General features: G+C 66.0%; 15 protein-coding genes. 8 read left to right on the top strand and 7 right to left on the bottom strand.

The genetic code is table 11. The features are described from left to right. Window positions 1-3: 3 nt before the first annotated feature. Together GJ700_RS13320 and GJ700_RS13315 are read left to right on the top strand one after the other, a co-directional pair. Window positions 4-2,001 carry a glycoside hydrolase family 43 protein gene (locus GJ700_RS13320; protein WP_154374478.1) on the top strand — a complete coding sequence of 666 codons (1,998 nt, stop codon included), beginning with the start codon at window positions 4-6 and terminating at the stop codon, window positions 1,999-2,001. Next, window positions 1,998-2,891 carry a polysaccharide deacetylase family protein gene (locus GJ700_RS13315; protein WP_154374476.1) on the top strand — a complete coding sequence of 298 codons (894 nt, stop codon included), beginning with the start codon at window positions 1,998-2,000 and terminating at the stop codon, window positions 2,889-2,891. Before GJ700_RS13320 ends, GJ700_RS13315 begins: the two co-directional genes overlap by 4 nt. Window positions 2,892-2,995: 104 nt before the next feature. Here GJ700_RS13315 and galB read toward each other — a convergent pair whose 3' ends face one another. Together galB and GJ700_RS13305 are read right to left on the bottom strand one after the other, a co-directional pair. Then, window positions 2,996-5,665, bottom strand: a complete 2,670-nt coding sequence (gene galB, locus GJ700_RS13310) for a beta-galactosidase GalB (protein WP_229506980.1) — start codon at window positions 5,663-5,665, stop codon at window positions 2,996-2,998. Between the two features lie 67 nt (window positions 5,666-5,732). Continuing rightward, entirely contained in the window at window positions 5,733-8,846 is a 3,114-nt protein-coding gene (locus GJ700_RS13305; RefSeq protein ID WP_154374474.1) for a TonB-dependent receptor, read from the bottom strand. Window positions 8,847-9,319: 473 nt separating this feature from the next. Here GJ700_RS13305 and GJ700_RS13300 point away from each other — a divergent pair, with 473 nt between their 5' ends. Then, complete coding sequence (locus GJ700_RS13300) at window positions 9,320-10,921, top strand: methyl-accepting chemotaxis protein (protein WP_154374472.1); 1,602 nt, start codon at window positions 9,320-9,322, stop codon at window positions 10,919-10,921. Between the two features lie 120 nt (window positions 10,922-11,041). On the opposite strand, the gene GJ700_RS13295 is transcribed toward GJ700_RS13300, so the two are convergent. Further along, entirely contained in the window at window positions 11,042-12,046 is a 1,005-nt protein-coding gene (locus GJ700_RS13295; protein ID WP_154374470.1) for an AraC family transcriptional regulator, read from the bottom strand. Window positions 12,047-12,239: 193 nt separating this feature from the next. Here GJ700_RS13295 and GJ700_RS13290 point away from each other — a divergent pair, with 193 nt between their 5' ends. From GJ700_RS13290 to GJ700_RS13270, 5 genes are all read left to right on the top strand, one after another. Further along, the gene (locus GJ700_RS13290) at window positions 12,240-13,901 is read left to right on the top strand and encodes a 3-(methylthio)propionyl-CoA ligase (RefSeq protein WP_154374468.1); all 1,662 of its coding nucleotides are present in this window, start codon (window positions 12,240-12,242) and stop codon (window positions 13,899-13,901) included. 45 nt (window positions 13,902-13,946) lie between these two features. Next, complete coding sequence (locus GJ700_RS13285; protein WP_154374466.1) at window positions 13,947-16,145, top strand: TonB-dependent receptor; 2,199 nt, start codon at window positions 13,947-13,949, stop codon at window positions 16,143-16,145. Between the two features lie 17 nt (window positions 16,146-16,162). Next, window positions 16,163-17,035: an alpha/beta fold hydrolase gene (locus GJ700_RS13280; RefSeq protein WP_154374464.1), complete on the top strand. Its 873-nt coding sequence runs from the start codon at window positions 16,163-16,165 to the stop codon at window positions 17,033-17,035. A gap of 92 nt (window positions 17,036-17,127) precedes the next feature. Next, window positions 17,128-17,964: an SDR family oxidoreductase gene (locus GJ700_RS13275; protein ID WP_154374463.1), complete on the top strand. Its 837-nt coding sequence runs from the start codon at window positions 17,128-17,130 to the stop codon at window positions 17,962-17,964. Next, the gene (locus GJ700_RS13270; RefSeq protein ID WP_154374461.1) at window positions 17,961-18,845 is read left to right on the top strand and encodes a hypothetical protein; all 885 of its coding nucleotides are present in this window, start codon (window positions 17,961-17,963) and stop codon (window positions 18,843-18,845) included. The genes GJ700_RS13275 and GJ700_RS13270 overlap by 4 nt, the downstream gene beginning before the upstream one ends. On the opposite strand, the gene lnt is transcribed toward GJ700_RS13270, so the two are convergent. The 4 genes from lnt to GJ700_RS13250 form a co-directional block, all read right to left on the bottom strand. Then, window positions 18,833-21,316: an apolipoprotein N-acyltransferase gene (gene lnt, locus GJ700_RS13265; protein ID WP_154374459.1), complete on the bottom strand. Its 2,484-nt coding sequence runs from the start codon at window positions 21,314-21,316 to the stop codon at window positions 18,833-18,835. The genes GJ700_RS13270 and lnt overlap by 13 nt on opposite strands. Window positions 21,317-21,321: 5 nt before the next feature. Beyond that, window positions 21,322-21,951: a hypothetical protein gene (locus tag GJ700_RS13260; protein ID WP_154374457.1), complete on the bottom strand. Its 630-nt coding sequence runs from the start codon at window positions 21,949-21,951 to the stop codon at window positions 21,322-21,324. A gap of 9 nt (window positions 21,952-21,960) precedes the next feature. Then, a complete protein-coding gene (locus tag GJ700_RS13255; protein WP_154374456.1) occupies window positions 21,961-23,031 on the bottom strand; it encodes an SGNH/GDSL hydrolase family protein in 1,071 nt (356 codons plus the stop codon). 169 nt (window positions 23,032-23,200) lie between these two features. Continuing rightward, window positions 23,201-24,214, bottom strand: coding sequence for a LacI family DNA-binding transcriptional regulator (locus GJ700_RS13250; RefSeq protein WP_154374455.1), 1,014 nt, complete (start codon window positions 24,212-24,214; stop codon window positions 23,201-23,203). Between the last annotated feature and the right edge of the window lie 27 nt (window positions 24,215-24,241).

Genomic DNA, 24,241 nt, shown 5'->3' with positions numbered 1-24,241 from the left:
ACCATGCGCAAAGCGCTCATACCCTGGCTGCTGGCGTGCGCTTGCGCCGGGCCGCTGGCGGCGGACAATGGCAACGGCACCTACACCAATCCCCTGTTCTGGGAAGACTTTCCCGACCCGGACCTGATCCGGGTCGGCGGCGACTTTTACCTGACCGGGTCGACCATGCACATGATGCCGGGCTTACCCATCCTGCATTCGCGCGACCTCGTGAACTGGGAATTCCTCAGCTATGCCTCGGCGGGACTGGACTTCGGGCCCGAATACCGGCTCGAAGGCGACGCCAATATCTACGGGCGCGGCATCTGGGCGCCTTCGCTGCGCCACCACAACGGCACGTTCCACGTATTCGCCAACGTGAATGGACGCGGCACGCAAGTCTATACCGCCACCGATCCACGCGGCCCGTGGCGCCATCACGAAATGAAACGCTCGCTGCACGACCTGTCCGTGCTGTTCGATGACGATGGCAAGGTGTACGCGATCTGGGGCTACGAAAAAATCATGCTGGCAGAACTGAATGCCGGCCTGACCGATATCGTGCCCGGCACCGAGCGCGTCATCATCGGCGACAAGGCCGGCATGGGCGAAGGCTCCCACCTGTACAAGATCGGTGGCAAGTATGTGATCACCAGTGCGCGCTGGGATGGCCGCATGCGCATGCCGGCGGCCCGCGCCGACCGTATCGAAGGACCTTACGAAGTGAACCCCGCCATCAGCGCCGACGAGGATTTCGGGCTTGCCGAGGGCAACCGGGTACGGGGCATGCCGCCATTCCTGCGCGTGGAAGCGGGTCCGGGCCGCAGCACCGGCGCCAACAACCTGCACCAGGGCGGCGTCGTCGATACGCCCGATGGCCAGTGGTGGGGTTTCACGATGGGCGACGCCAACAGCGTGGGCCGCATGACGCACCTGTCGCCCGTCACGTGGCAGGATGGCTGGCCATGGTTTGGCCTGCCCGGCAACCTGGGGCGCACGCCGCGCACGTGGGTCAAGCCCATCGCGGGCCAGGCGCCGCGCGCGCCATTCCAGCGCGACGACGATTTCAGCGGCCCCGCATTGCAGCCGGCCTGGCAATGGAACCACTATCCCGACAACAGTGGCTGGAGCCTGGCCGCGCGTCCCGGCCATTTGCGGTTGCATGCGGCGCGCGCCACCAGCCTGCTGCAGGCGAAACATACGCTGGCCCAACACGCGCCCGGCCCCGCCTCGGCATTCAGCGCGCTGGTCGACGGTAGCGGCCTGAAGCCGGGCGCCATCGGCGGCATTGCGCTGCTCGGCGTACCCTACGCTTATCTTGGCCTCGAACGCACTACCGGCGGCTACCAATTAAACGCCGTCGACCAGTCGTCCGGCCACCGGCAGGTGGAAACCATCGCCGGACCGCGCATCTGGCTGAAAGCCGAAGCGGATTTCCTGAACGAGCGCGCGCAGTTCAGCTATGCGGCCGATGGCAGGAACTACCGCGCCATCGGCGCCCCCGCCCGCATGGCGTGGCAGTTGACGACGTTCCAGGGCGTCCGCTATGCGCTGTTCACCATGGCGCAGACCGCGCAAGCCGTTGGCAGCCACCTGGATATCGACGAGGTGCGCGTGGCTGAGGCCCGGGCCAACGCCTCTATCCCCGCTGGCGACACCATTACGCTCGCCTTCGATAATGGCCAGGGCCTGGGCGACGTCGCGGGCCAGCCTGCGGCCGCCGCGCCATTGCCGTTCACTGTCGAGCCCCTTCCACTCGGCCGCGTGGCGCTGCGCCATGGCGCGAAGCTGCTGAGCGTTCAGGCCGATGGTGCGACCCGCTATGCCCCCGCGGGGATACCCGGGCCGGCCGAGTCGTTCCAGTGGATGACGACGCTCGATGGCGACCTGCTGCTGATGTCGCTGGCGACCAACCGCTACCTGCGCCTGGCGCAGGAAGGCGTGCGTGCCGACTCGCCCGGGGCCGGCCCTGGCCGCGAAGCGCGGCTGCACTGGCGTACTGTAAAAGGAGAATCCCGTTGAAATTTGCCATGACCATCGCCTGCGCGCTGTTGTGCGGCCCGGTGTACGCCGATCCATTCGATATCGCCATCACGGTCGACGACTTGCCCGTGCATGGCGAGCTGCCGCCCGGAGTGACCCGCGTCGCGCTGGCGCGCGAACACCTGCGTATCCTGAAAGCGCACGGCGTACCGGAGGCCTATGGCTTCGTCAACGCGGGCCAGCTGGCGCGCGAACCGGACAGCGCCGCCGTGCTGGACCTGTGGCGCCATGCCGGCTACCCGCTGGCCAACCACGGCTACCGCCACCTGAACCTGAACCGCGCGCCCAGCCTGGAAGCGTGGCAAAGCGACGTGGTGCTGGGCGAAGCAGCCGTGGCTGCGCGTATGGCGGACGCCGACTGGCACTATTTCCGCTACCCGGAACTGGGCGGCGGCAACGATGCCGCGCAGCACGAAGGGTCGCTGCGGTTCCTGCGGCAGCGCGGTTACCGGCTGGCCGACGTCAGCGTAGGGTTCTCGGAATGGAATTACAACGCGCCCTATGCGCGCTGCATGGCTGCCGGCGATACGGCTGCCGTGGCGGCCATGCGCACGCAATTCATGGCGGAAGTGGACCGCGGGATTGCGCGCATGAAAGCGCATTCCCGGCAATTGTATGGGCGCGTGGTGCCGCAAGTGTTCCTGACGCATATCGGCGCGTGGAACGCCGCCACCATGGATGCGGTGTTGACCCGGCTGGAAGCGGCCGGGGCGCGGTATGTGACGCTGGCTGCCGCGCAAGCGGATGCCGCCTATGGCGATCCGGGCGGCGGGACGGTGATGGAGCGGGCGGCGGCCAAGGCCGGGGTGAAGCTGGAGGATGTGGCGGGGAACGTGCCGGCGCTGGATGTGCAGGCACTTTGCCGGTAACGTTCGCGATTTTGAAGGGCGGCTTTTACAAAGCCGCCATGCTTGCTACACGTTGACGCCGGCATGGCGGCAAGCCTACGGCTTACCGCCCTACGGGTTTTGGGTTACGGGTTGATTGTAACCAACGCGGCCTGCAGGCCGTCAGCCTCCGCGCGCACCATAATTGGCCCTTTTTGGCCCGGCTTTGCCCGCACGATCGCCAGGCACAGTCCGTTGAATGCGGCCCGCTCACTGGATGGGAATGGCGTGAAGCTGGTGGCGTCGCCATTGTCGGTCGCCACCAGTTCCCCTGCCCCGCTCACCGTGAAGCGGATGGCATGGGCGGCGCGCGGCGACGTGATGCCCGCCGCATCGGCAATCCGCACCGTGATGAACGCCAGGTCCTTGCCATCGGCGGCAATCCGCGTGCGGTCGGCCTGCGCGTGCAGGGCCGCCGGCGCCTGCGCGGTGCGCACCACGTCGCGCGCCCACTCCTTGCCATCCTTGTAGGCCACCACGGCCACTTCGCCCGGCTGGTACGCCACATAATCCCAGCGCAGCCGGTATTCATACGGCGCCATCTTGCGCCTGCCCTGCGACTGGCCATTGACGAACAATTCCGCCTCGTCGCCGGACGTGAACACGTGCACCGGCGTGGTTTCACCCACGCGCTCCGGCCACGTCCAGTGCGGCAGGATGTGCGCCATCGGCAAGTCGGGACGCCAGCGCGACTGGTACAGGTAAAAGCGGTCTTTCTTGAATCCAGCCAGGTCGATGATGCCGGAATACGAGCTGCGCGCGTCGTAATACGGCGTCGGCTCGCCCAGGTAATCGAAACCCGTCCACACGAATTCGCCCGCCACGTACGGGTTCTGGTCGTCGGCCGACCATGAGCGGTCCGGCGAACTGCCGAAATCTGCCGCGAACAGTTCATAGGAACTCACCTGCTTCGTCTTGGGATCGCCGCCGACGCCGGGCCGCACCGGGCCGCTGATGGTGCCGGGCACGGGGAACTGGTACTCGCCCCGGCTGCTGAGCGCTGATGCGCTTTCCGTCGAGATGATCATCTTGTCCGGATAGCGCTGGTGGAACGCGGGGAACTGGCCCGGCAGGCTGCGGATGCCCGCGCCCTGGTAATTCAGCCCGATCACGTCCACCGTGCCGGGCAGCGGCATCTCGGCTTTCGCATAGTTCATGGCATTGGTCAGCGGGCGCGTCGTATCTTCTTCCCGTGCAATGGCGGCCAGCCGGTTGCCCAGCGCGGCGCCCGCCTCGCCCGTATATTGCTCGCCCACTTCATTGCCCACACTCCACAGCATGATGGACGGGTGGTTGCGGTCGCGCCGCAGCATGGCGCGCAAATCCTGCTCATGCCAGTCAGGGAACAGTAAATGGAAATCGTGCGGCGTTTTCTTGCGCTCCCACGAATCGAACACTTCATCGATGACGAGGAAACCCATGCGGTCCGTCAGCTCCAGCAATTCCGGCGCGGGCGGGTTGTGGCTCATGCGGATCGCGTTGACGCCCATCTCGCGCAGCATGTCGAGCTGGCGTTCCGCCGCCCGCATATTGAATGCCGCGCCCAGCGCACCGAGGTCGTGGTGGTTGTTGACGCCCTGGATGCGCACCCGCTCGCCGTTGACGAACAAGCCCTGCGTCGCATCGAAGCGCAGGGTGCGGATGCCGAACGGCGTTTCATAGCGGTCCAGCACGCGGCCGTCGCGCCGCACGATGGTCGTCGCCACGTAGCGGTGCGGCTGTTGCGCCGGCGGCGGCCCCCACAGGCGGGGATGGGCAATTTGCACGGCCGCCTGCACCGCCTGGCTGGCGCGGGCGGCGACGCGGATACGCTGCGGTGCGGTGCCGGCCAGCACGGGGCCGGACGGCTGGCCTGCCGCATCGAGCGCCTGCACCTGCGTCGTGACGTCGACGTCGGCCTCCTGCGCGCCATCGTTATCCACCGTTACCGCCAGTTCAACGGTGGCCGAGGCGGGCGTTACGAGCGGCGTGCGCACCACCGTGCCCCACTGCCCCACGTGCACCGGCGCTGTTTTGGTCAGCCACACGTTGCGGTACAGGCCAGCCCCCGGATACCAGCGCGCCGATTCGGCCGGATTGTCGAGGCGGATCGCCAGCTGGTTCCGGCCATGCTTGTCCAGGTAAGGCGTCAGGTCCAGGCGGAACGAGTTATAGCCATACGGCCGGCCGCCCACCAGGCGGCCGTTCAGCCACACCATCGCATGCGACATGGCGCCATCGATGTCGAGGAAGACGGACTTGCCGTTATCCGCCGCCGACAGGGCAAACTGCTTGCGGTACCAGACCGGTCCCCACGTCTTCAGCCGCCCCATGCCGCCATACGGACCGCTCGCCAGGAACGGGCCGGCGATCGCCCAGTCATGCGGCAAGCTGACGGCTTGCCATGCCGTGTCGTCAAATCCCGCCTTCACGTAAGGCACATCGACTTGCGGTTCCTGCGCGGGGCGCACGGCGCGTTTGGCGGGATCGCGCACGAAGGCATTCCCGCTGGGCAGGATCCACGGCTTCAGCACCGGCTGCGCGCCCGCCTGCACCCGCTCCGCCTCATCGGGACGGGCATCGGCAACCTTGCCATCGGCGCTCTGGCGGATCGGCGGGCGCACATCATATTGCAATTGGGGCGTCGTGCCATCCGGATCGCCCATGTGGAAGCGCCAGCCATCGTTGAAGGACAGGCGTTCGCGTCCCGCTGCTGTCGCTGCGGCCATTAGCAACAGCATGGCAGGAACGACGCGGAAAGACAAAATCGAGTTCAAGCAAATCTCCAAAGTTGGCCTCCAATCCGCATGGCGGCTTCCGCGTCGCGGAAACCGCCCTACAGATTCAGAACGTCGAGCGCAGCGACACCGTATAACTGCGGCCCGGACGGTTCTCGTCGAAGATCGCATTTTCAAACTGCGTATACGTCTTGCTGATCGCATTGTTCAGGTTCCATGCGCTGATCGACAGGTCGGCGTTGTACGCGAAGCCGAACGCGCGCTTCAGGTTGATGCTGCCCGACAGGTCGATCTGCGTACGCGGCGTCGAATACGCATAGGCGCCGCCCGGCACGTTCAGGCCCGTGCTGGTGTTGGTCACCATCGTCGACGTGTACTGGCGCGAGACGCGGAAGCTGTAACCGTTGCGTTCATAGTAGACGGTCAGGTTGTTGGTGCGCGGCGGCACGCCCGCCACCGGCGGCGCGTTTTTCGCTTCGTCCTTTTGCTTGGCGTACGTCAGGTTGCCCGTGAAGCCGAAGCCCTTGACCGGCAGCATGTCCAGCGGCTGTTGCCACGTGAATTCCAGGCCGCGCACTTTCAGCTTGGTGTCGATGTTGTACGGCTCCGTCACTTCCACCAGGTGCTTGTCGCGGCCGCCGCTGGCCAGCACGGACTGGTTTTGCGCATCCGTCAGGCCCACCGTGCCATAGATCTGGTCCAGCTGCGCCAGCGACAACGTTTGCGTGCGGGTGCCGGGGCGGCTGGTGATGTCCTTGGCAAAGCCACTGACCGCCACGTACGCTTCGCGGGTGAAGTAGTACTCGGCGCCCAGGTCCAGGTTGTTGGCTTCGAATGGCTTCAGGTTCGGGTTGGTCACATTGCCCTGGCGCGCGCCCTGGTCGCCGATCGACAGGCGGGTCTGGCGCAGGTCGGCCGGGTTGGCGCGGGTCATGGATTTCGAGCCGGACGCACGCAGGATCACTTCCGGCGTCACGCTGTAGGCGAACGATGCCGATGGCAGCACGTTGTGGTACTTGACGGTTTCATAGGCCCACCGCGCGATGTTCGGATACAGGCCGCCGTTCGACAGCGACGCGTTGCGCGGATCGGCGGCCGCCGTCAGGTCGCCGATGGTCTGCTCCGTCTGTGCATAGCGTACACCCGCGTTATAGCGCAGCGTGCGGCCCAGCACCGGCGTCTTGCCATTGGCTTCCAGGTACAGGCCGCCCACTTTTTCACGGATATAGCCGCCACTGCCGCTGTTGAAGCCCAGGTAGATATTGTCGCGGAAGTACTGGTAATCGGTATCCTGCGCGAAGCGCGGCCAGTCCACCGTGATGAAGCCCTGGTTCGACGGGATGGCGTACTTGGTGATGTCGGCATTGGTGACCTTCGATCCCAGGTACGTCAGCGGCGCGCCGCCCGCCGTGGCCCCCGTGCCATAGCCCGGGTAGGCGGTCGCCGCGTCCGCGATGGCGCCCGGCGTGCTGCGGCCGTCGCAACCGGGGCTGCGCAACTGCGTGTTCGGCGCGAACAGGCGGGCGCTGACGTTATTGCCGCAAGCGGCGTTCATCCACGCGTCGGCCACGCCATAGCTGCGGTAGCGGCGCTCGATGTCGTCATATGAACCGCCGAACTTCAGGTTGAAGTCATCGTCGCCCCATTTCAGGTTCAGGCGGGTGCCCTTGGTGGTGTTGGTGCGCTCATACAAATCCATGCGCAACCCCGACAAGCCCTGCCCCGCCTGGTACCAGCCGAAGTTGGCCGGGTCGTTCGGATCCAGGTTGCCGGAATAGACTGGCGTCTGGCCCGGCACCGTGTTGTTGTACGTGATGACGGACGGCGCTGACCTGGTCGCGAACAGCACCGTCGGCATGTCGCGGTAGAAGGAGCTGGACGTGTAGTTGACGTGGCCGTCGATGGTCCACTTGTCGTTCGGGCGCCATTCGAAGCCCGGGTTCAGGCTGCGGAAGTGCGTGTTTTCCTTCATCGGACGGTATTCCAGCGCCCAGAAGGTATTGGCCAGCGTGGCCTTGGTGACGGTGCAGCCGGTGCTGCAATCGGTCTTGTCGAATTCCATGCCGATCGGGATCGGCGTATTGGCGCGCGTGCCCACGTTCATGCCCTGCTGCGTCATCTTCGTGCCTTTTTGCGCGAACAGCGTGTCGACATAGATGTCCCACTGGTCGTTCGGCTGCCACTGGAAGCTCAGCACTTCGCCCTTGCGCTGGCGCTCGCCGCTGTAGACGATGTGGCGGCCCAGGCGGCCCATCAAGCCATTGTCGATCTGTTCGATGGTGGCGCCCGGGTTCAGCGCCAGCAGCATGGCGCGGTCGATCTGCTTGCCCGGCACCAGCACATTGCGCGCATAGTCCGGCAACAGGTTCAGCGGCAGGCCGGACGGCACCGTGTCCGGCGTCGATTGCGAACCGCCGCCGGTGGCGTTGGCCTTGTCGCTGGCATTGGTCTGGAAACCCTTCAGCTGGAAGTTGCGCATGTCGACGGTCTGGAACGCGTCGGTATAGAACTTGGTGTTGCCCCAGGCGACGCCGCCCAGCAAGCCCACTTTGCCCCACGGCGTCTGCCAAGTGTTGCTGACCAGGCCCGAACCCGTATTGCCGAACTGGCCGTCGCGGTCGCGGTAATTGCCGGACAAGGTGAAGGCGGAGCGGAAGCCGCTCTTGTCGAACGGGCGCACGCTGCGCATGTTGACGGTGCCGGCCACGCCGCCTTCGATCAGGCTGGCCTGCTGGCTCTTGTACACGCTGGCGCTGCGGAACAGTTCCGACGGCAGGAAGTCCATGTCGACTTCGCGGTTGGCGCTGATGTTGCCGCCCCAGCTGCCGGCCGACGCCGACGCCATCGGCGCGCCGTTCAACAGCACGCGGGTAAACGCCGCCCCCATGCCGCGGATGGAAATGTTCAAGCCCTCGCCGTCGATGGCGCCCCGCGTCACCTGGACGCCCGGCACACGGGCCAGCGCATCGGCGATGTTCGGGTCGGGGAATTTGCCGATATCTTCGGAAAACACGGTGTCGGTCAGGCCCACGTTGTCGCGCTTTTCATTGGCCGACAGCGCCAGCGAACTGCGGAAACCGCTGACGGTGACCGACGGCGTGACGGCCGGGTCCTTGCTCTGGTCCTGGGCCAGCGCCGGCTGCGCAAAGGCGCTGGCAATCAGGCCGGCGATCGTGGTGAGGACGAAGACTTGGCGCCCGCCCATCGATGCGTTATTCATTGTTTTGTCTCCTGTTTTTATGCGGCCCTTTGCGGGCCAGTCATGTTGTTACCCGGATGTTACGCTAACAAAATGTGATACCGCCATACATTTGTTGTGAAAAGTTTCCGCCCCGGATGCGGATGTTTTCCGTAACATTTTAAATGTTTAGCGCTACCATTTGAATATAGTTGGTTTACCAACGGATGGTCAACCAAAAATAATGGTGCGTGACAGGAATGCATCACACGAAAAGTTTGCGCTAACAAAATTGGAAAAGTTGTGCTAGCGGGGGAATTGCCGCGTTATTTTTGTTGCAATGTCTTGCGCTATCAACCACAGCTGCGCACAAAAAGCCACAATGTGGCAAATCACTGCAGGCCATGGCCCCCACGCATGGATGGCTTTCTTGACCTGGATCAAGTCCTCATGCGATTCTCGATTCCAGAGCGCAGCAGCCAGGGCGCCGTGGAAAACAGACTTGGAGATGCGGAATGAACTCGTCATGGTGGCAATCGCTGAGCATTGCAAAACGGCTGGCGGCGCTGAATATCAGCGCCATCGTGGGTATCGTCGTGCTGACTGTCGTGTTCCTCGTGTCGGAACGCGCGCTGATCCTGGAAGAGCGAAAGAGCAATGTGAAACAGACGGTGGAGGCGGCTCATGGCGTGCTGGTGCACTTCCAGCAGCAAGCCGCGTCCGGCGCCATGCCGGAAGCCGACGCCAAGAAACGCGCGCTGGAAACCATCAAGGCGCTGCGCTACGGGGGCAACGAATACTTCTGGATCAACGACATGCAGCCGCGCATGGTGATGCATCCGATCAAACCTGAGCTGGACGGCAAGGATCTATCGGAAAACAAGGACCCAACCGGCAAGAAGCTGTTCGTGGAATTCGTCAACATCATCAAATCCAATGGCGCCGGCCACGTGGAATACCTGTGGCCCAAGCCGGGCAGCGACAAGCCGGTGCCGAAAGTGTCGTACGTGAAGGGCTTTGCGCCGTGGGGCTGGCTGATCGGTTCCGGCGTCTATGTCGACACGGTGGAAGACGCGGTGCGCAGCCGCACCATCGACTTTGCGCTGGCGGCGCTGGCGCTGGGCGGCCTGCTGCTGGCCATCGGCGTGGCCATCACCCGCAGCCTGCTGAAACAGCTGGGCGGCGAACCGGAATACGCGGCCGGCATCGCGCGCCATATCGCGGAAGGCAACCTGTGCGTCGCCATCGACGTGAAAAGCCATGACCGCGGCAGCATGCTCAATGGCCTGAAAGGCATGCGCGACGACCTGGCGCGCATCGTCGGCGCCGTGCGCCACGCGACGGACACCATCGCCACCGCGTCGGCGGAAATCGCCGCCGGCAACGCCGACCTGTCGGCCCGTACGGAAAACCAGGCCAGCTCGCTGCAACAGACTGCCGCGTCGATGGAACAGTTGACCGGCACCGTCAGGCAAAACGCGGAAAATGCACGCCAGGCCAATTTGCTGGCGGCGTCCGCGTCGGACGTGGCGCGCAAGGGTGGCGCCGTGGTGTCGCAGGTGGTCGATACGATGGCGTCGATTAACGACTCGTCGCGCAAGATCGTCGACATCATCGGCGTCATCGACGGCATTGCATTCCAGACCAATATCCTGGCGCTGAACGCGGCGGTGGAAGCGGCGCGCGCCGGCGAACAGGGGCGCGGCTTTGCGGTGGTGGCCAGCGAGGTGCGGTCGCTGGCCCAGCGCAGCGCCGGCGCCGCCAAGGAAATCAAGGAATTGATCACGACGTCGGTATCGACCGTGGAAACCGGCAACAAGCTGGTGGAACAGGCGGGCACCACGATGGAAGACGTGGTGGCCAGCGTGGGCCGCGTGACGGAAATCGTCGGTGAAATCAGCAACGCCAGCGATGAGCAAAGCGCGGGCATCGCGCAAGTCAACCAGGCCATTGCGCAAATGGACGCGGTGACGCAGCAGAACGCGGCGCTGGTCGAAGAAGCCGCCGCGGCCGCGCAAAGCATGCAGCAACAGGCCGCGGCGCTGATGGAGGCGGTCGGGGTGTTCCGGCTGGAAGGCTCCGGGCAAAGCGCGCACCAACACGCGCGCCTGCGCTAGGGACTCGTGCACCGTAGGGCGGTAAGCCGCAGGCTTGCCGCCGTGCGTGCGCTGCCGCCTTCACCAACCACCGCCGCAACGCATGCATGGCGGCTTTGCTGCGCAAAACCGCCCTACCTGTTACACGCCCTGCCTTACCTGCTTCGGCGACTTGTTGAACCACCGCTGGCACGCGCGCGTAAAAGCGCTCTGGTCGCCAAAGCCCAGCATGAACGCCACCTGCCCCAGCGCCATTTCCCCCTTGACCAGGTAATCCGACGCCAGCGCCTTGCGCGTGCCGTCCACCAGTTCCTGGTATGACACGCCCTCGTCCTGCAGCCTGCGCTGCAACGTGCGTTCGCTCATGCACAGCGCATCGGCCACGGCCGCGCGGGGCGGATCGCCGTCCGGCAGCATGCGCACGATCAGGCCGCGCACCCTGGGTGTCAGCCGCGCCTTGTCCAGGCGGTCGATGAATTCCACCGCGAAGCGCTCATGCAATTCCGCCAGTTGCGGGTTCGACGCGGGTAACGGCGCCGCCAGGTCTTCCGCGCTGAACCACAGGCCGTTGCGCTCCGCGCCGAAACGCAGCGGACCGCCGAACGCGCGGGCATGCGCGCGCGTGCTGCCCGGCTCCGGGTGGACGAATTCGATCGCCAGGGGCGCAATCGGCTTGCTGGCGATCCAGCGGCAAATGTTCAGGATCGTGATCAGGATGAATTCGCAGCGCTGGCGCGGCACCGGCAATTCGCCGCCGGCCACCGTCAGGCGCAGCCACTGCCCGCCCGACGCGTCGGGTTCCAGCGAAAAAGCCGTGGCGTCGCTGATCACGCGAATGTAGCGGATAAAGCGCAGCAGCGCCGCTTCCATGGTCGGCGCCGTCATCATCGTATAGCCGAGCAAGTCCAGCGTGGCGGGCCGGGGCTGGTCGCTGGCCGCCAGCGAAATCGCCTCGTCGCCGGAGACGTCGGTGATGACATTCCACAGCCGGCTCAACTGGTCGCTCTGGAACCGCTCGTGGGGATCGCGGAAGGCGTCCGGGTCGATGCCGGCTTGCCGGAAGATCGGCTGCGGGTCCAGTCCGATGGACGACAACATGTTCCAGATACCTTGCAGCCATGAGCCGGCCGTCGTCGGTTGTTCCATCGTGTTCCGCTCTCTCCAAAATTCTCTCAATGTCCCGCACGGACAAATTGTTGGCTTGCCGGGGCAAGACCGGGGACATCCGCTGGCCCTACAGTGCAATCCATGGGGCAGCGGCTTGTGCCCTAAATAAATACTAAACCGAAACAGCGCGGCACGAAAGCAAACCTTGCTGCACCGCCGCCAGGAGACAACAATGCCCCCAGCAGGACACAGCCCCGTTCCCGGCCAGATGATGCAGCGCCCGCTGCTGATCTCTTCCTTGTTGCGCCACGCCGACCGCTATTTCGGCCAGCGCGAAATCGTGTCGTTTGGCGACGACCGCATGTGGCACCGCTACACGTACCGCGATTGCCACCGCCGCAGCCGCCAACTGGCCAACGCGCTGGGCGCGCTGGGCGTGCGCATGGGCGACAGGGTCGGCACGCTGGCGTGGAACGGCTACCGTCACCTGGAACTGTACTACGGCATCACCGGCATCGGCGCCGTGTGCCACACGATGAATCCCCGCCTGCACGCGGAACAGCTGGCGTTCATCGTCAACGACGCCGCCGACAAGGTCGTGTTCTTCGAGCGGTCGATGGCGCCGCTGGTGCGTTCCATCGTCCCGCAATGCCCGCAGGTACAGGCTTTCATCGTGCTCGACCACCACTGCGCCGGCGGCGACCTCGATGGCATTCCCCACCTGGCCAGCTACGAGGAATGGCTGGCGCCGCACGGCGACGAATACAACTGGCCCGTGTTCGACGAGGATGCCGCGGCCGGCCTGTGCTACACGTCCGGCACCACCGGCAATCCCAAGGGCGTGCTGTATTCGCACCGCTCCACGATGCTGCATGCGTGGGCCTCCGTCGCGCCGGATGCGTTCAACCTGTCGGCCCGCGACAGCATCCTGGCCGTGGTGCCGATGTTCCACGTGAATGCGTGGGGCTTGCCGTACGCGGCGCCGATGGTGGGCGCCAAGCTGGTGCTGCCCGGCCCCGCGCTGGACGGCCCTGCCCTGTACGGCCTGTGCGAACAGGAAGGCGTCACCTTCGCCGCCGGCGTGCCCACCATCTGGCTGGGTTTGCTGAACCACGTGCGCGAACACGGTCTCGCATTTTCCACCTTCGCCCGTGTCGTCATCGGCGGCTCGACGTGCCCGCCGCACCTGATGGATGGCTTGTCGCAACTGGGCCTGCAAGTGATCCATGCGTTCGGCATGACGGAACTGTCGCCGCTGGCCACGGTCTGCACGTTGCAGGCGCACCACCAGGGCATGACGCGGGAACAGCAAACCGCCGTGCTGCGCACGCAGGGCCGCCCGCTGTTCGGCATCGACCTGAAGATCGTCGACGATGATGGCGCCGAGATGCCGTGGGACAGCAAGGCGCAGGGACACCTGATGGTGCGGGGCCAGTGGGTGGTCGATGCTTACTTCGGCCAGCCGCCAGGCAGCGCCGGCACGGATGGCTGGTTCATGACAGGCGACATGGCGCGGCTGGCGCCGGACGGCTACCTCACGATCACGGACCGCAGCAAGGACGTCATCAAGTCGGGCGGCGAATGGATCGGCTCCATCGACCTGGAAAACATCGCCATGACCTCACCCGCCGTGGCGCTGGCCGCCTGCATCGGCGTGCCGCACCCGAAATGGGACGAGCGGCCGTTGCTGGTGGTCGTGGCCAGGCCGGGACACACGATCGACAGGGACGCGCTGCTGGCGCTGTTCGAGCACAAGGTGCCGCGCTGGTGGGTGCCGGACGACGTGCTGGTGGTGCCGCAATTGCCGCTCGGCCCCACCGGCAAAGTCTTGAAACTGCAATTGCGCCACCAGTTCCGCGATCACTTGCTGGCCGCCACGCCGGTGCGCCACTGATACCAACCGCAGCACGCATTACCCATAACAACCAAGGAGACAACAATGAACTACACCAACGGGATCATCGGCGCAGTGGCGCTGCTGGGCATGACCTTGCCGGCCCACGCACAGGAACAAGGCGAACCGCAAGCCGCGGCGCCGGCCTCCCCTGCAACCGCCAAAGCCGCGGAGGCCGACGCGGCGCCCGACATCAACCGCGTGGTGGTCACGGCGCTCAAGCGCGAACAGGTGCTGCAGGACGTGCCGCTGTCCGTCAGCGTCATGAATGCGCAAACCTTGTCGAAATCAAAGATCGACACCGGCACGGAAATCGCCCGCCTGGTGCCCAACCTGCGCGTGTCGAACCTGGGCGACGAATCGCAGCCGAAGTTTTCCATGCGCGGCATTTCCACGTCCGAATTCAACCTGAACGCGATTTCGCCGACCGGCGCCTTTTTTGACGAAGTGTATGTCGGCGCCCAATACCTGGGCGGCGCGCAGATCTTCGACGTCGAACGGGTCGAAGTGCTGCGGGGGCCGCAAGGCACCTTGTTCGGCAAGAACACCACGGCCGGCGCCGTGAACTTCATCTCGAAGCGCCCCACGTTCCGCCAGCAGGGGGAACTGACCCTGGGCGTGGGCAGCAACGGCTACCGCGAAGCGAAAGGCATGGTGGAAATGCCGCTGGTCGACAACCGGTTGACGGCCCGCTTTGCCTTTACCGGCGCGCATTCGGACGGCTATATCCACAACGTCAATCCGGCCGGGCACGACCTGTCGAACATCGACCGCAAGGCCGCACGCCTGACCCTGGGTTACAAGGATGAAGACGGCCTGACCGGCACCTTGCGCCTGTGGGCCGTCAACAACAATCCGTATGCGATCGGCGCCACCAACACGGGCCTGGCCGCCAATGGCCTGAACGCCAACGGCAAGGACCCGCGCATCAACCCGTACACGGGCAAGCGGCTGGCCGACGATGAAGTGGCCACCGATCGCTCCGGCGACATCACCGTGCGCGGCAGCGGCGGCTACCTGACGCTCAACAAACGCACGGAACTGGGCACCATCACGTCCATCACGTCGTTCCTCAACGGGCGCTTCGTCAACCTGGTCGACGCGGACGGCACCATCGATCCGCTGCTGCACATCGATTTCCGCACCAACACGCACGAATTCAGCCAGGACTTGCGCTTTACCACGGCATTCGACGGCCCGCTGCAATTCATCGCGGGCGCCTATCACCAGCGCGACGACGTCGATATCGGCACCACGTACACGATCTTCGGCGGCCCGCCCGTGCTGCCGATCCTGAACCAGCAATACCACCAGCAGCGCCGCTCGTATGCGCTGTACATCGACGGCACCTATGATTTCAGCGACACGGTATCGATGTATGGCGGCGTACGCTATACCAGCGACAAGGGCCGGTTGCGGGATTTTCGCGTGACGCCCGTGATTCCCGTGCAGCCGGAACTGGGCTACGACGACCGCAAGCCGACCGGACGCCTGGGCATGAATGCCAAGCTGTCGCGCGACGTGATGGTGTATGGCCACTATGCGCGCGGCTACCGCAGCAGCGCCTTTAACGGCGGCGCGCTGACCAATGCGTCGGACTTGAACGTGGCGCGGCCGGAATACCTGAACGCGTTCGAAGGCGGCGTCAAGTCGCAAATGCTGGACCGCCGCCTGACGCTGAACCTGACGGCGTTCCGCTACAACTTCAAGAGCCAGCAATTCCTCAACGTGGTGGGGATCGGCACCCAGCAACTGGTCAACGCCGGCCAGTCGCGCATCACGGGTGCGGAACTGGAAGCCGTGCTGCAAGCGACGCGCGACTTGCGCCTGTCCGCCAACCTCGGCCTGCTGAACGGCACCTATAAACGCTTGCTGCTGAACGGCGCCGACCTGTCCGGCAAGCAGATGATCGAAGCGCCCCGCCACACCTTCAATATCGGCGCCGACTACAGCGTGCCGGTGGAAGGTTACACGCTCAGCCTGCACGGCGACGCCACGTGGATCGGCGACCAGTACTTCCTGGCCACCAACGAACCGCGTTCGCGCGTGGCGCCAAGCCGCGACGTGTCGGCCCGCATCGGATTGTTGTCGCCATCGAAGAAGGTGGAGTACGCTGTCTATGGCAAGAACCTGACCGACAACCGCAATCCGGCCGGGCTGGTGCTCGATCCGACGTCGCAGACCCGCTTCACGACGATTCCGTATCCGCGCCGCTACGGCATCGACATCACCGTGCGTTATTAACTCACCGGGAGAGCAACATGGAACCACGCCGCTTCACGCTGCCCGCCGCCGACGGCCATCTCATCCATTGCCTGCACTGGCCGGCCAACGGCACCGGCAACGCCGGCGTACGGGGCGCGGTGCAAATCGTCCACGGCATGGCCGAGCATTCTGCCCGCTATGCCCACGTGGCGCACGCGCTCAATGCCGCCGGCTACACCGTGTACGCCAGCGAGCACCGGGGCCATGGCCCGGCCGCGCTGGACGACGGCAGCCTGGGCGACTTCGGCCCGCGCGGCTTCCAGGGACTGGTGGACGACATGGCGGTCGTCACGCGCCATGTGCGCGATAACCATCCCGGCCTGCCCGTGCTGATGCTGGCGCACAGCATGGGGTCGATGGCGGCGCAAATTTACCTGCCCGAGCATGGATCGCTGCTCGACGGCTGCGCCCTGTCCGGCACGACGGCGCTGGAAATGCTCGATCCCCGCATTTCCGGCTGGACCGTGGAAAGCGCGAACGCCACGGTGGCCAACCCCGCCACCGGCGTCGACTGGCTCAGCCGCGATCCAGCCGTGCCGGCCGCCTACGTGGCCGACCCGCTGTGCGGCTTCGCGCTGACGTTGCCGTCGCTGTTATCCATCTTCGACACCGGCAACAGCACGGCGCTGCCGGAACAGCTGGCCCGCCTGCCGAAAGAGTTGCCGCTGTACCTGTTCACGGGCGACCACGATCCCGTCAACGGCATGCTGGACTGGTTCGACCCGCTGGTGCGGCGGCTGCGCGCGGCCGGCATGGCCGACGTGTCGACCCACGTCTACGGCGGCGCGCGCCATGAAGTGCTGAACGAAACCAACCGCGCCGAAGTCATCGCCAACCTGGTGGCGTGGCTCGACCGCGTCACGGGTTGAAGCGCTCGTAATCTTCCACGCAGGGGTTTGCCCTGGCGCCATGCGGCGCCGGGCAGCGTGCACCCTGCGCTTTCACATCGAATGGAACATCCATGAAATCGATTCTCGACATCTTTGCCCCGGGCCTGTTGGCCGGCAAGACCGCACTGATTACCGGCGGCGGCAGCGGCATCAACCAGCGCATCGCCGAAGTGTTTGCCGCCGCCGGCGCGGCGGTCGCCATTGTCGGCCGCGACTACGACAAGGCGGAACGGGCGGCCGCGGCGATCCGCGAAGACGGCGGCCGCGCCATGGGCCTGTCGGCCGACGTGCGCGACCACGAGCAGATCGCACAGGCGTGCCAGCAAACCCACGCCGCGTTCGGACCGATCGACATCGTGATTGCCGGCGCGGCGGGCAATTTCGTCGCCCCGGCCGCCGGCATGACGGCCAAGGGATTCCGCACCGTCATCGACATCGACTTGATCGGCACCTTCAATACGGCGCACGCGGCGTTCGAATACCTGCCCAAACCCGGCGCGCTGGTGATGGCGATTTCCGCCATCCAGTCGCGCCTGCCCACGGCCACGCAAAGCCACGTCTGCGCCGCCAAGGCGGGCATCGACATGCTGATCCGCACGCTGGCCATCGAATGGGGGCCGCTTGGCATCCGTTGCGTCGGCATTGCGCCGGGACCGGTGGCCGATACGGAAGGCATGCGCCGCCTGGCGCCGGACGGCGAACGCAGCTGGACCAGGCTGTTGCGCAGCATCCCGTCGGGCCGCGCCGGCAACCGCGACGAAGTGGCGGCGCTGGCGCTGTTCCTGGCCAGCGGCGCGGCCGATTACATCAATGGCGCCGTGCTGCCGATGGATGGCGGCCAGACCGCCGTCGGCAGCCTGGAATTCGGCGCGATGCTGACCGAATCGCTGCAGGTGCGGGAGGCATGATGGACGCCGGCACGCCAACACCGGCGTCAACGCCAGCGCCCGGCGGCAAGGAGGCTGTACGCGCCTGGCTGCAACAACGGCGCGGCGTGCAATCGCCGCCACCCGCCCCCGCCGACTTGCGCCATTTATTTGACGGCGCCGCGCAGCGGGCGAAGCCGGAGTCCGGCGCCACCGACGCGCAGGCGATGGCGGCGCTGGCCATCGCCCGGCGCAGCGGCCTGTCGTCCATCACGATTGCACGGCTGGCCGACGAAATGCACGCCAGCCGTACCGCCACGTATTTGCAGGTGCGCAGCGTGGCAGCCGCGCAATTGCAGGCGGCGGACTGGTATGAGCGCGAATACCACGCGGCCGTGGTGTGGCGCGCCCACGAAGATCCGCCCGGCATGCCCCGGCTGCGCCGCATGTTCGAAGGCGCGGCGCGCTGGATAGCCGCCGATGGCGCCTTCTCGCCGTATGCCGATCCCGCCGCCACGGTCTACCACCGCCTGCCCGACAAGGTGGTGGCGGCGCTGGAACTGGGCCGGTCGCGCTGGCGCAGCGCATTGCTGGGCGAATTGCGGGGCGCGCAGGCGCGCGGCGAACTGGCGGCGGACAGCGATTGCCTGGTATTGCTGAACGCGCTGGCGGCGCTGCTGCACGACATCCGCCGCGACCGCCAAGGCGCCGATGGCGACGCACTGGCGGAACGGGCGTGCTGCGGCATGGAGGGCTTGCTGGCGCGCCACTGCCGCGCCACTGTCCGCCCCGCGCGTACCGTGTGCACCACCGCCACAACGCCCCGGCGCCTGGGCCCCGCCCCTTGCGCCGTGCATTTCCACTGGCCGGAGTGGCTGATGGCGGGCGCGCCGTACGGCGCGGTGGAGAGTCAGGCCCGGTAGATATTCAACAACAGCCAGGCCGGCAACCCCAGGTACAGCGCCGCGTGGCCGGCCCGCTCCATGCCGCTGCGGATGCCGGCCGCCTGGCCGGGCCGCAGCAACGCCGCCATCAACGTCACCGCTTCGATCCCGGTGCGCAACAGCGCCGCGCACAGCACCACGCCGATCGTCCACGCGGCCCACCACAGCGCAAACGCGCTGGCGTACGCTTTCAGGCCGAACGTGTAGTACTCGCCCAGCGCGCTGCCGAATGCGATGTGCTGGTGCAGGTGGAAGGCCGGCACCGCCAGCACCAGCGGCAGCGCGACGAATTTCGCCAGCGGACTGTCCAGCGCCCAGCGCCGCAATGCCGAGCGTGCCTGCGCATAGACATCCATCACCCTGCGCCGCCCGTCCACCACTGCCGGGCCGCCGGCGGCCGCCAGCGCCGCGGCGAAACCGGCGGGATTGGACAGCGCCAGCCCGTAACGCCATTGGCGGCCCGGCGCCAGCTTCAGGGTCAAACCCGGGCCTGGCGCCGGCAGGCGCCATGGCTGGACCGCGACGATTTCGCCCAGCGCCATTTCCATCCGCAGCGTCCCCCGCTCCACCAGCAGCCGGCCATTACCGACCGAGACTTGCGCGGCAAACGCACGCAGCAGGCACCAGGCGATGGCTTCCGGCACGAGGAACAGCACGGCGAACAGGCGGATCTGCGCCAGCGTGTGCGTGCGCAACGATTCGTCCAGCAACAGCGCCACGCACATGGCCAGCAAGCCTGCACGCGCAACGGCGCGCAGCAAGCCCGACACCGCGCGGGCGGCCGGCGGCAGTATCGCGGCCGTGGCCGGGAATGCCATGGCGGCGGGCACCGAATCATCCACTGATCCGGCCTGGGCTTTTGCGTGCGATTGCGCCTGCGTACGCGGCGCCGGCAGGATGGCCAACATGGCCAGCAACAGCAGGAAGCCGCCGCCGGCCAGTCCGACCCAGTCGCCCCAACGCACCATCAACGTGGGCTTGGGCTGGCGCACCGGCATGTCGGCGATCACCAGCGCCGGTTCGCCCATCGGCGTGCCCGCCAGTACCGTGCCGGCCGCATCGATGGCGGCGCTGTAGCCATTGGTGGTGACGCGGAATTGCGGCAACCGCGTCTCGATGCTGCGGAACGCCGCCACCGCCTGGTGCAGCTTCGCCCCTTGCGGGTCCATGCTGAACCACGAATCGTTGGACATGGTGAGGATCACTTGCGCGCCCAGGCGGGCGCCGTCCAGCGCCAGTCCCGGGTCCGTATCGTCGCGGCAGATCAGCGGCAGCACGGGCACTTCGCGGCCGTCGGCCAGGCGCAGCGGCAACACGCGGGCGCCGTTGCCTGGCTGCCAGTTGCCGGCCCAGGGCATCAGGCGGCGCACCACCGGGCCGTCCAGCCACGACGGCACGTATTCCGTCAGCGGAAACAGCCGGGTCTTGCGGTAAAAGCCCAGCAAGCCCGTTTCCGGCTGCACCAGCGCGGCGGCATTGTATTCGCCGGCGCCGTCCCGGTCATAGGTGCCGAATACGAACGGCACGCGGGCCGCGTTCACGTTGGCGAGGATTTCACGGTCGAATTCCGCCCCCGCTTCGCTCTTCGGGTGGCCGAACGTGGTGGGATACGCGGTTTCCGACCACAGCACGGCTTCCGCGCGCTGCCGTTCGATGGCGTCATAGCTCATGGCGAAATGGCGGTCCAGCACGTCGCGCACCACGCCGTAGGCGCCCTTTTCCCGGCGCTGGCTTTCATAGTCGGCCATGTTGGCCTGGATTAATCCCATGCGCAGCGGCTTGCCCGCCGCCACCGGTTCGCCTTGCAGCGCGGTCCAGCCATACAGCGCGAGCAGCAGCGGCGCCAGCGCCGCGCAAGCTAACGGCGCAGCCAGCGCGCGCCGGCCCTCCTTGCGCCGCGCATACGCGGCCGCCATGCCTTCGTTGCACAGCAACAGCAGCAAGGTCAGGCCCGCACCACCGCCCACGTCGGCGGCCTGGCGCAGCAGCGGCGACGGATACAGGCCATAGCCAATGGTGTCGCCCAGCAGCCGTGGCGCGAAGCGCTCCGTGGCGACCCAGGCCGCAGCGGCGGCCAGCGCGCCCAGCAGCGGCCCGTAGCGACGCACGCCAACCCTGCGCACCAGCGCGAAGGCAAGGAATTGCGGCTGGAACAGCGGCGCGGCCAGCAGCAGGATGGCTAGTCCGGCCACGCCGCCGATGCCGGTATAGCGCCCCAGCGCCATGCCGAGCCACGGAAACACGGCGGCAGTGTAAGCCAGCGACATGGCGTATGCGCATGCCAGCGTACCGGCCCAGGTGCGGCGCGCATCCAGTGCGCACAGCCAGGGTACGAGAAAAACAAAGCCCAGCGGCCAGCCGGCGCCGCCGTTGACATACAGCGCGGACAGCGCGGCGCTGGCAGCGACGCAGGCAACCGCGCCCGTCGTGGAAAGACTGATTTGCTTCATGGTGATCAGCGGACAGATTCTGTCGGTGGTGGAATGGTGATGCGCCGGACCGCCAATCCCGGCGGCGCCTGTTCGGGCGGCACGACACGGTCTTTCGGCACGTCGATGGGCCGTCCCGCCGCATCGACGGGCTGGTAATCGGGCGCATACATGAGGATGGCTTCGATGCGCTGGCCGTCATCGGTGGCCTGGTGGTGGCGCACATAGCCTTTCGGCAGCGGGAAATCGTCCGGCACCGCCAGTCCCACCAGCGGCGGACTGGTGCCGGGCGGATTGAACGCGCCAAGGCCGGTATGGATGCCCCGCTCATGCAGGCGGGAGATCACCTCGGCCATGGTCGGCTTTTCGCCCCGCGCCACGTAGCTGCGCAAGTCCGGCGTCGGATCTTCGCCGTCGCGGGCCGGCATCCCCTGTTGCGGAGGACGCGGCGGCGGATGCGCCGCCGCTTGCGCCGCCGCTTGCGCCGCCGGCGCCGGAGCGGTTGCAGAGACGGCCGGCGCCAGTCGCGACGACGGCGGCGCCTCCGCATCCGGTCCGGACGTCAGCCACAGGAACGCCAGCACCGCGATGGCGCCAACGGCCAGCAGCAGCGCCAGGGCCAGGTAGCCGAAGCCGGGACGCCAGCGGTGGTCCATGCCTGGGCGTTACGGCGTTGGCACGTTGTAGGTCGATACGGCCCAGCCCATGCGCTCGTGGCCATACTGGTTCCAGATCGGGTTCTTACCCGACGTGAACGACGTATAGCGCGCCGCGCCGGTGCCGGTGGAGCCGCCGAACAGGCCGGCCGTCACCGTGCTGCCGTTGTAGGTCGGGTGCGTGTCGTCGGACTGGATGTAGTCGTAGCTGCTGCTGGACGACACGAATTTCGTGTTGGCGTCGCGCAGTGTCGAACGCAGCGTCGACGTGATGCGGGTCAGGTAGCTGGCCTGGCTTTCACCGTCGACGTAGCGCAGCGCGTCCGCGTCGACGATGCCGTCGCCGTTGCTGTCATAGTCCGCGCCCATGTACTGGGCGAAGTTGTCCGCGCACTTGAAGCCCTTCTGGCGCGCCATGTCGCACATCATGTGGTTGATGCGCACCAGCGACGGCAGGAATTTCTCCTGCATGTTGACGGTCTGTCCGGTGCTGGCCTGCTTGCACGTGCTTTGCACGTTGTCGGCCGCATAGCCCGGATAGTGCAGGTTGGAGATGACCTTGAGCTTGACGCCAGCATAGGCATTGGCGTTGATGTAATCCATCGCGGCCGCCACGTACGTCTTGCAATTGTTTTCCGCCGCGATCAGCACGCTGTCGTCGCAGGTGCCGGTCTGCGCTTTGTACGCGGTACGGGCTTGCAGGCCATCGTTGCCGCACATTTCAAATGTCACGACACGGGTATTGCTGGCCTGCATATACGAGCGCTCGGCCACGATCTTGTTGTTGTAGACATCCGACGCGATCGCGCCGGACTTGGTGCGGCGCACGCTTTCAATATCGGCATTCCACAACGCGGACAGGTATTCCGCCTCCACCGTCGGCGCCGAATATTTGGCGGCGCTCGTGGTCGAGCCGTTGTAGCCGGCATAGATGGAGTCGCCGTAGGCCACCACGCGGTAATTGGTGGTGGTGCCCGGACGGTCGATGGTCCACGATACATTCTGGTTCAGGGTGCTGGCGTGTGCTTGTACGCCAACGGTCAACAAGGCAAGCGCGGGTAGCAACTGCTTGATACGCATAGGGTGTCTCCGTGTGATTGTTAAAAGATTCCATGCCGGCGACTCATAGTAACTACACGGAAAGATTTAACATTTCACAAGCACGCCACTGGCTCGTGGGGACAGTGGAATGGCTCGGAGGGACAACAGCGGTGTCGTGGGGGGCCAACAAGGGCGGCGCCGCGACGCCTTAAATCCGCCGCACCGACTCCCGCACCACCAGCGACAGCGGCGGCACTTCGAAGCGGACTTTTTGCCCGCCGATCAGCTTCAGCATGGCTTCGCCGATGCGCTGCCCCACTTCCAGCAGCGGCTGGCGCACGGTGGTCAGCGGCGGCGTGGTGTACATCGAACTGTGCAAGTCATCGAAGCCGATGATGGAAATATCTTCCGGCACGCGGATGTTGCGGCGGTACAGCGCCAGCCGCGCGCCATACGCCGTCAGGTCGTTGGCGGCAAAAATCGCGGAAAAACGCTGGCCCGATTCCAGCAACTGGTTCACCGCCAGCACCCCGCCCAATTCCTGGAAATCGCCCGGCACGATCAGGCTGGGGTTGACGTCGATGCCGTGCCGCTCCAGCGTATCGCGGTAGCCGGCCAGGCGGGCCCTGGCGTCGGCCTGGTCGGGCCCTGCAATAAAGGCAATCGCCCGGTGGCCCTGCATCACCAGGTACTCGACCGCTTCGCACGCGGCCTTGTAATTGTCCAGGCAAAAGCCGAACGCATTCTTTGCGCTCAGTTCGCGGCCAAACGCGATGATCGGCACCCGCTCGGAAAAACTGAGGATCTGTTCGTCGGTGAGCTTGCCGGTCAGGATCACCAGGCCGTCGACCCGGCGCGCGATCAGCAATTCGATGCGCTCGGCCTCGTCGCTGGCGTGCCAGTGTCCCGACACGATCAGCGGCGCGTACCCGGCCGCCTTCATGGTCTGGTCGATGCCGCTCATCGCTTCGTTGAAATAATCGCTGACCAGCGACTGGGTCAGCACGCCGATGGTGCGCGAACTGCCCATCTTCAGGCTTTGCGCCAGCATGTTGGGCTTGTAATTGAGCTTGTCGATGACGCTTTCGATCACCTTGCGCTTGTCGTCCGACACCCTGGCCGTACCATTCAGGTAGCGCGACACGGTCGCCACCGACACCCCGGCCACGCGCGCCACTTCATAGACTGTCGTCGAACCGGAATTGCTGTCTGCTTTTTTCATCGGTGCAGTATAGCATGAAACCGGTTT

Source organism: Pseudoduganella rivuli, from assembly GCF_009674485.1.
GTDB lineage: Bacteria > Pseudomonadota > Gammaproteobacteria > Burkholderiales > Burkholderiaceae_D > Rugamonas > Rugamonas rivuli_B.
This window is presented reverse-complemented; position numbering and strand designations above follow the sequence as displayed.

What these genes read in the sequence shown, in the direction of transcription:
- GJ700_RS13270 (WP_154374461.1), top strand. Translation starts at nt 17,961, where the DNA reads ATGATGGACGCCGGCACGCCAACACCGGCGTCAACGCCAGCGCCCGGC.
- GJ700_RS13320 (WP_154374478.1), top strand. Translation starts at nt 4, where the DNA reads ATGCGCAAAGCGCTCATACCCTGGCTGCTGGCGTGCGCTTGCGCCGGG.
- GJ700_RS13280 (WP_154374464.1), top strand. Translation starts at nt 16,163, where the DNA reads ATGGAACCACGCCGCTTCACGCTGCCCGCCGCCGACGGCCATCTCATC.
- GJ700_RS13300 (WP_154374472.1), top strand. Translation starts at nt 9,320, where the DNA reads ATGAACTCGTCATGGTGGCAATCGCTGAGCATTGCAAAACGGCTGGCG.
- GJ700_RS13295 (WP_154374470.1), bottom strand. Translation starts at nt 12,046, where the DNA reads ATGGAACAACCGACGACGGCCGGCTCATGGCTGCAAGGTATCTGGAAC.
- GJ700_RS13290 (WP_154374468.1), top strand. Translation starts at nt 12,240, where the DNA reads ATGCCCCCAGCAGGACACAGCCCCGTTCCCGGCCAGATGATGCAGCGC.
- GJ700_RS13250 (WP_154374455.1), bottom strand. Translation starts at nt 24,214, where the DNA reads ATGAAAAAAGCAGACAGCAATTCCGGTTCGACGACAGTCTATGAAGTG.
- lnt (WP_154374459.1), bottom strand. Translation starts at nt 21,316, where the DNA reads ATGAAGCAAATCAGTCTTTCCACGACGGGCGCGGTTGCCTGCGTCGCT.
- GJ700_RS13285 (WP_154374466.1), top strand. Translation starts at nt 13,947, where the DNA reads ATGAACTACACCAACGGGATCATCGGCGCAGTGGCGCTGCTGGGCATG.
- GJ700_RS13260 (WP_154374457.1), bottom strand. Translation starts at nt 21,951, where the DNA reads ATGGACCACCGCTGGCGTCCCGGCTTCGGCTACCTGGCCCTGGCGCTG.
- GJ700_RS13255 (WP_154374456.1), bottom strand. Translation starts at nt 23,031, where the DNA reads ATGCGTATCAAGCAGTTGCTACCCGCGCTTGCCTTGTTGACCGTTGGC.
- GJ700_RS13305 (WP_154374474.1), bottom strand. Translation starts at nt 8,846, where the DNA reads ATGAATAACGCATCGATGGGCGGGCGCCAAGTCTTCGTCCTCACCACG.
- GJ700_RS13275 (WP_154374463.1), top strand. Translation starts at nt 17,128, where the DNA reads ATGAAATCGATTCTCGACATCTTTGCCCCGGGCCTGTTGGCCGGCAAG.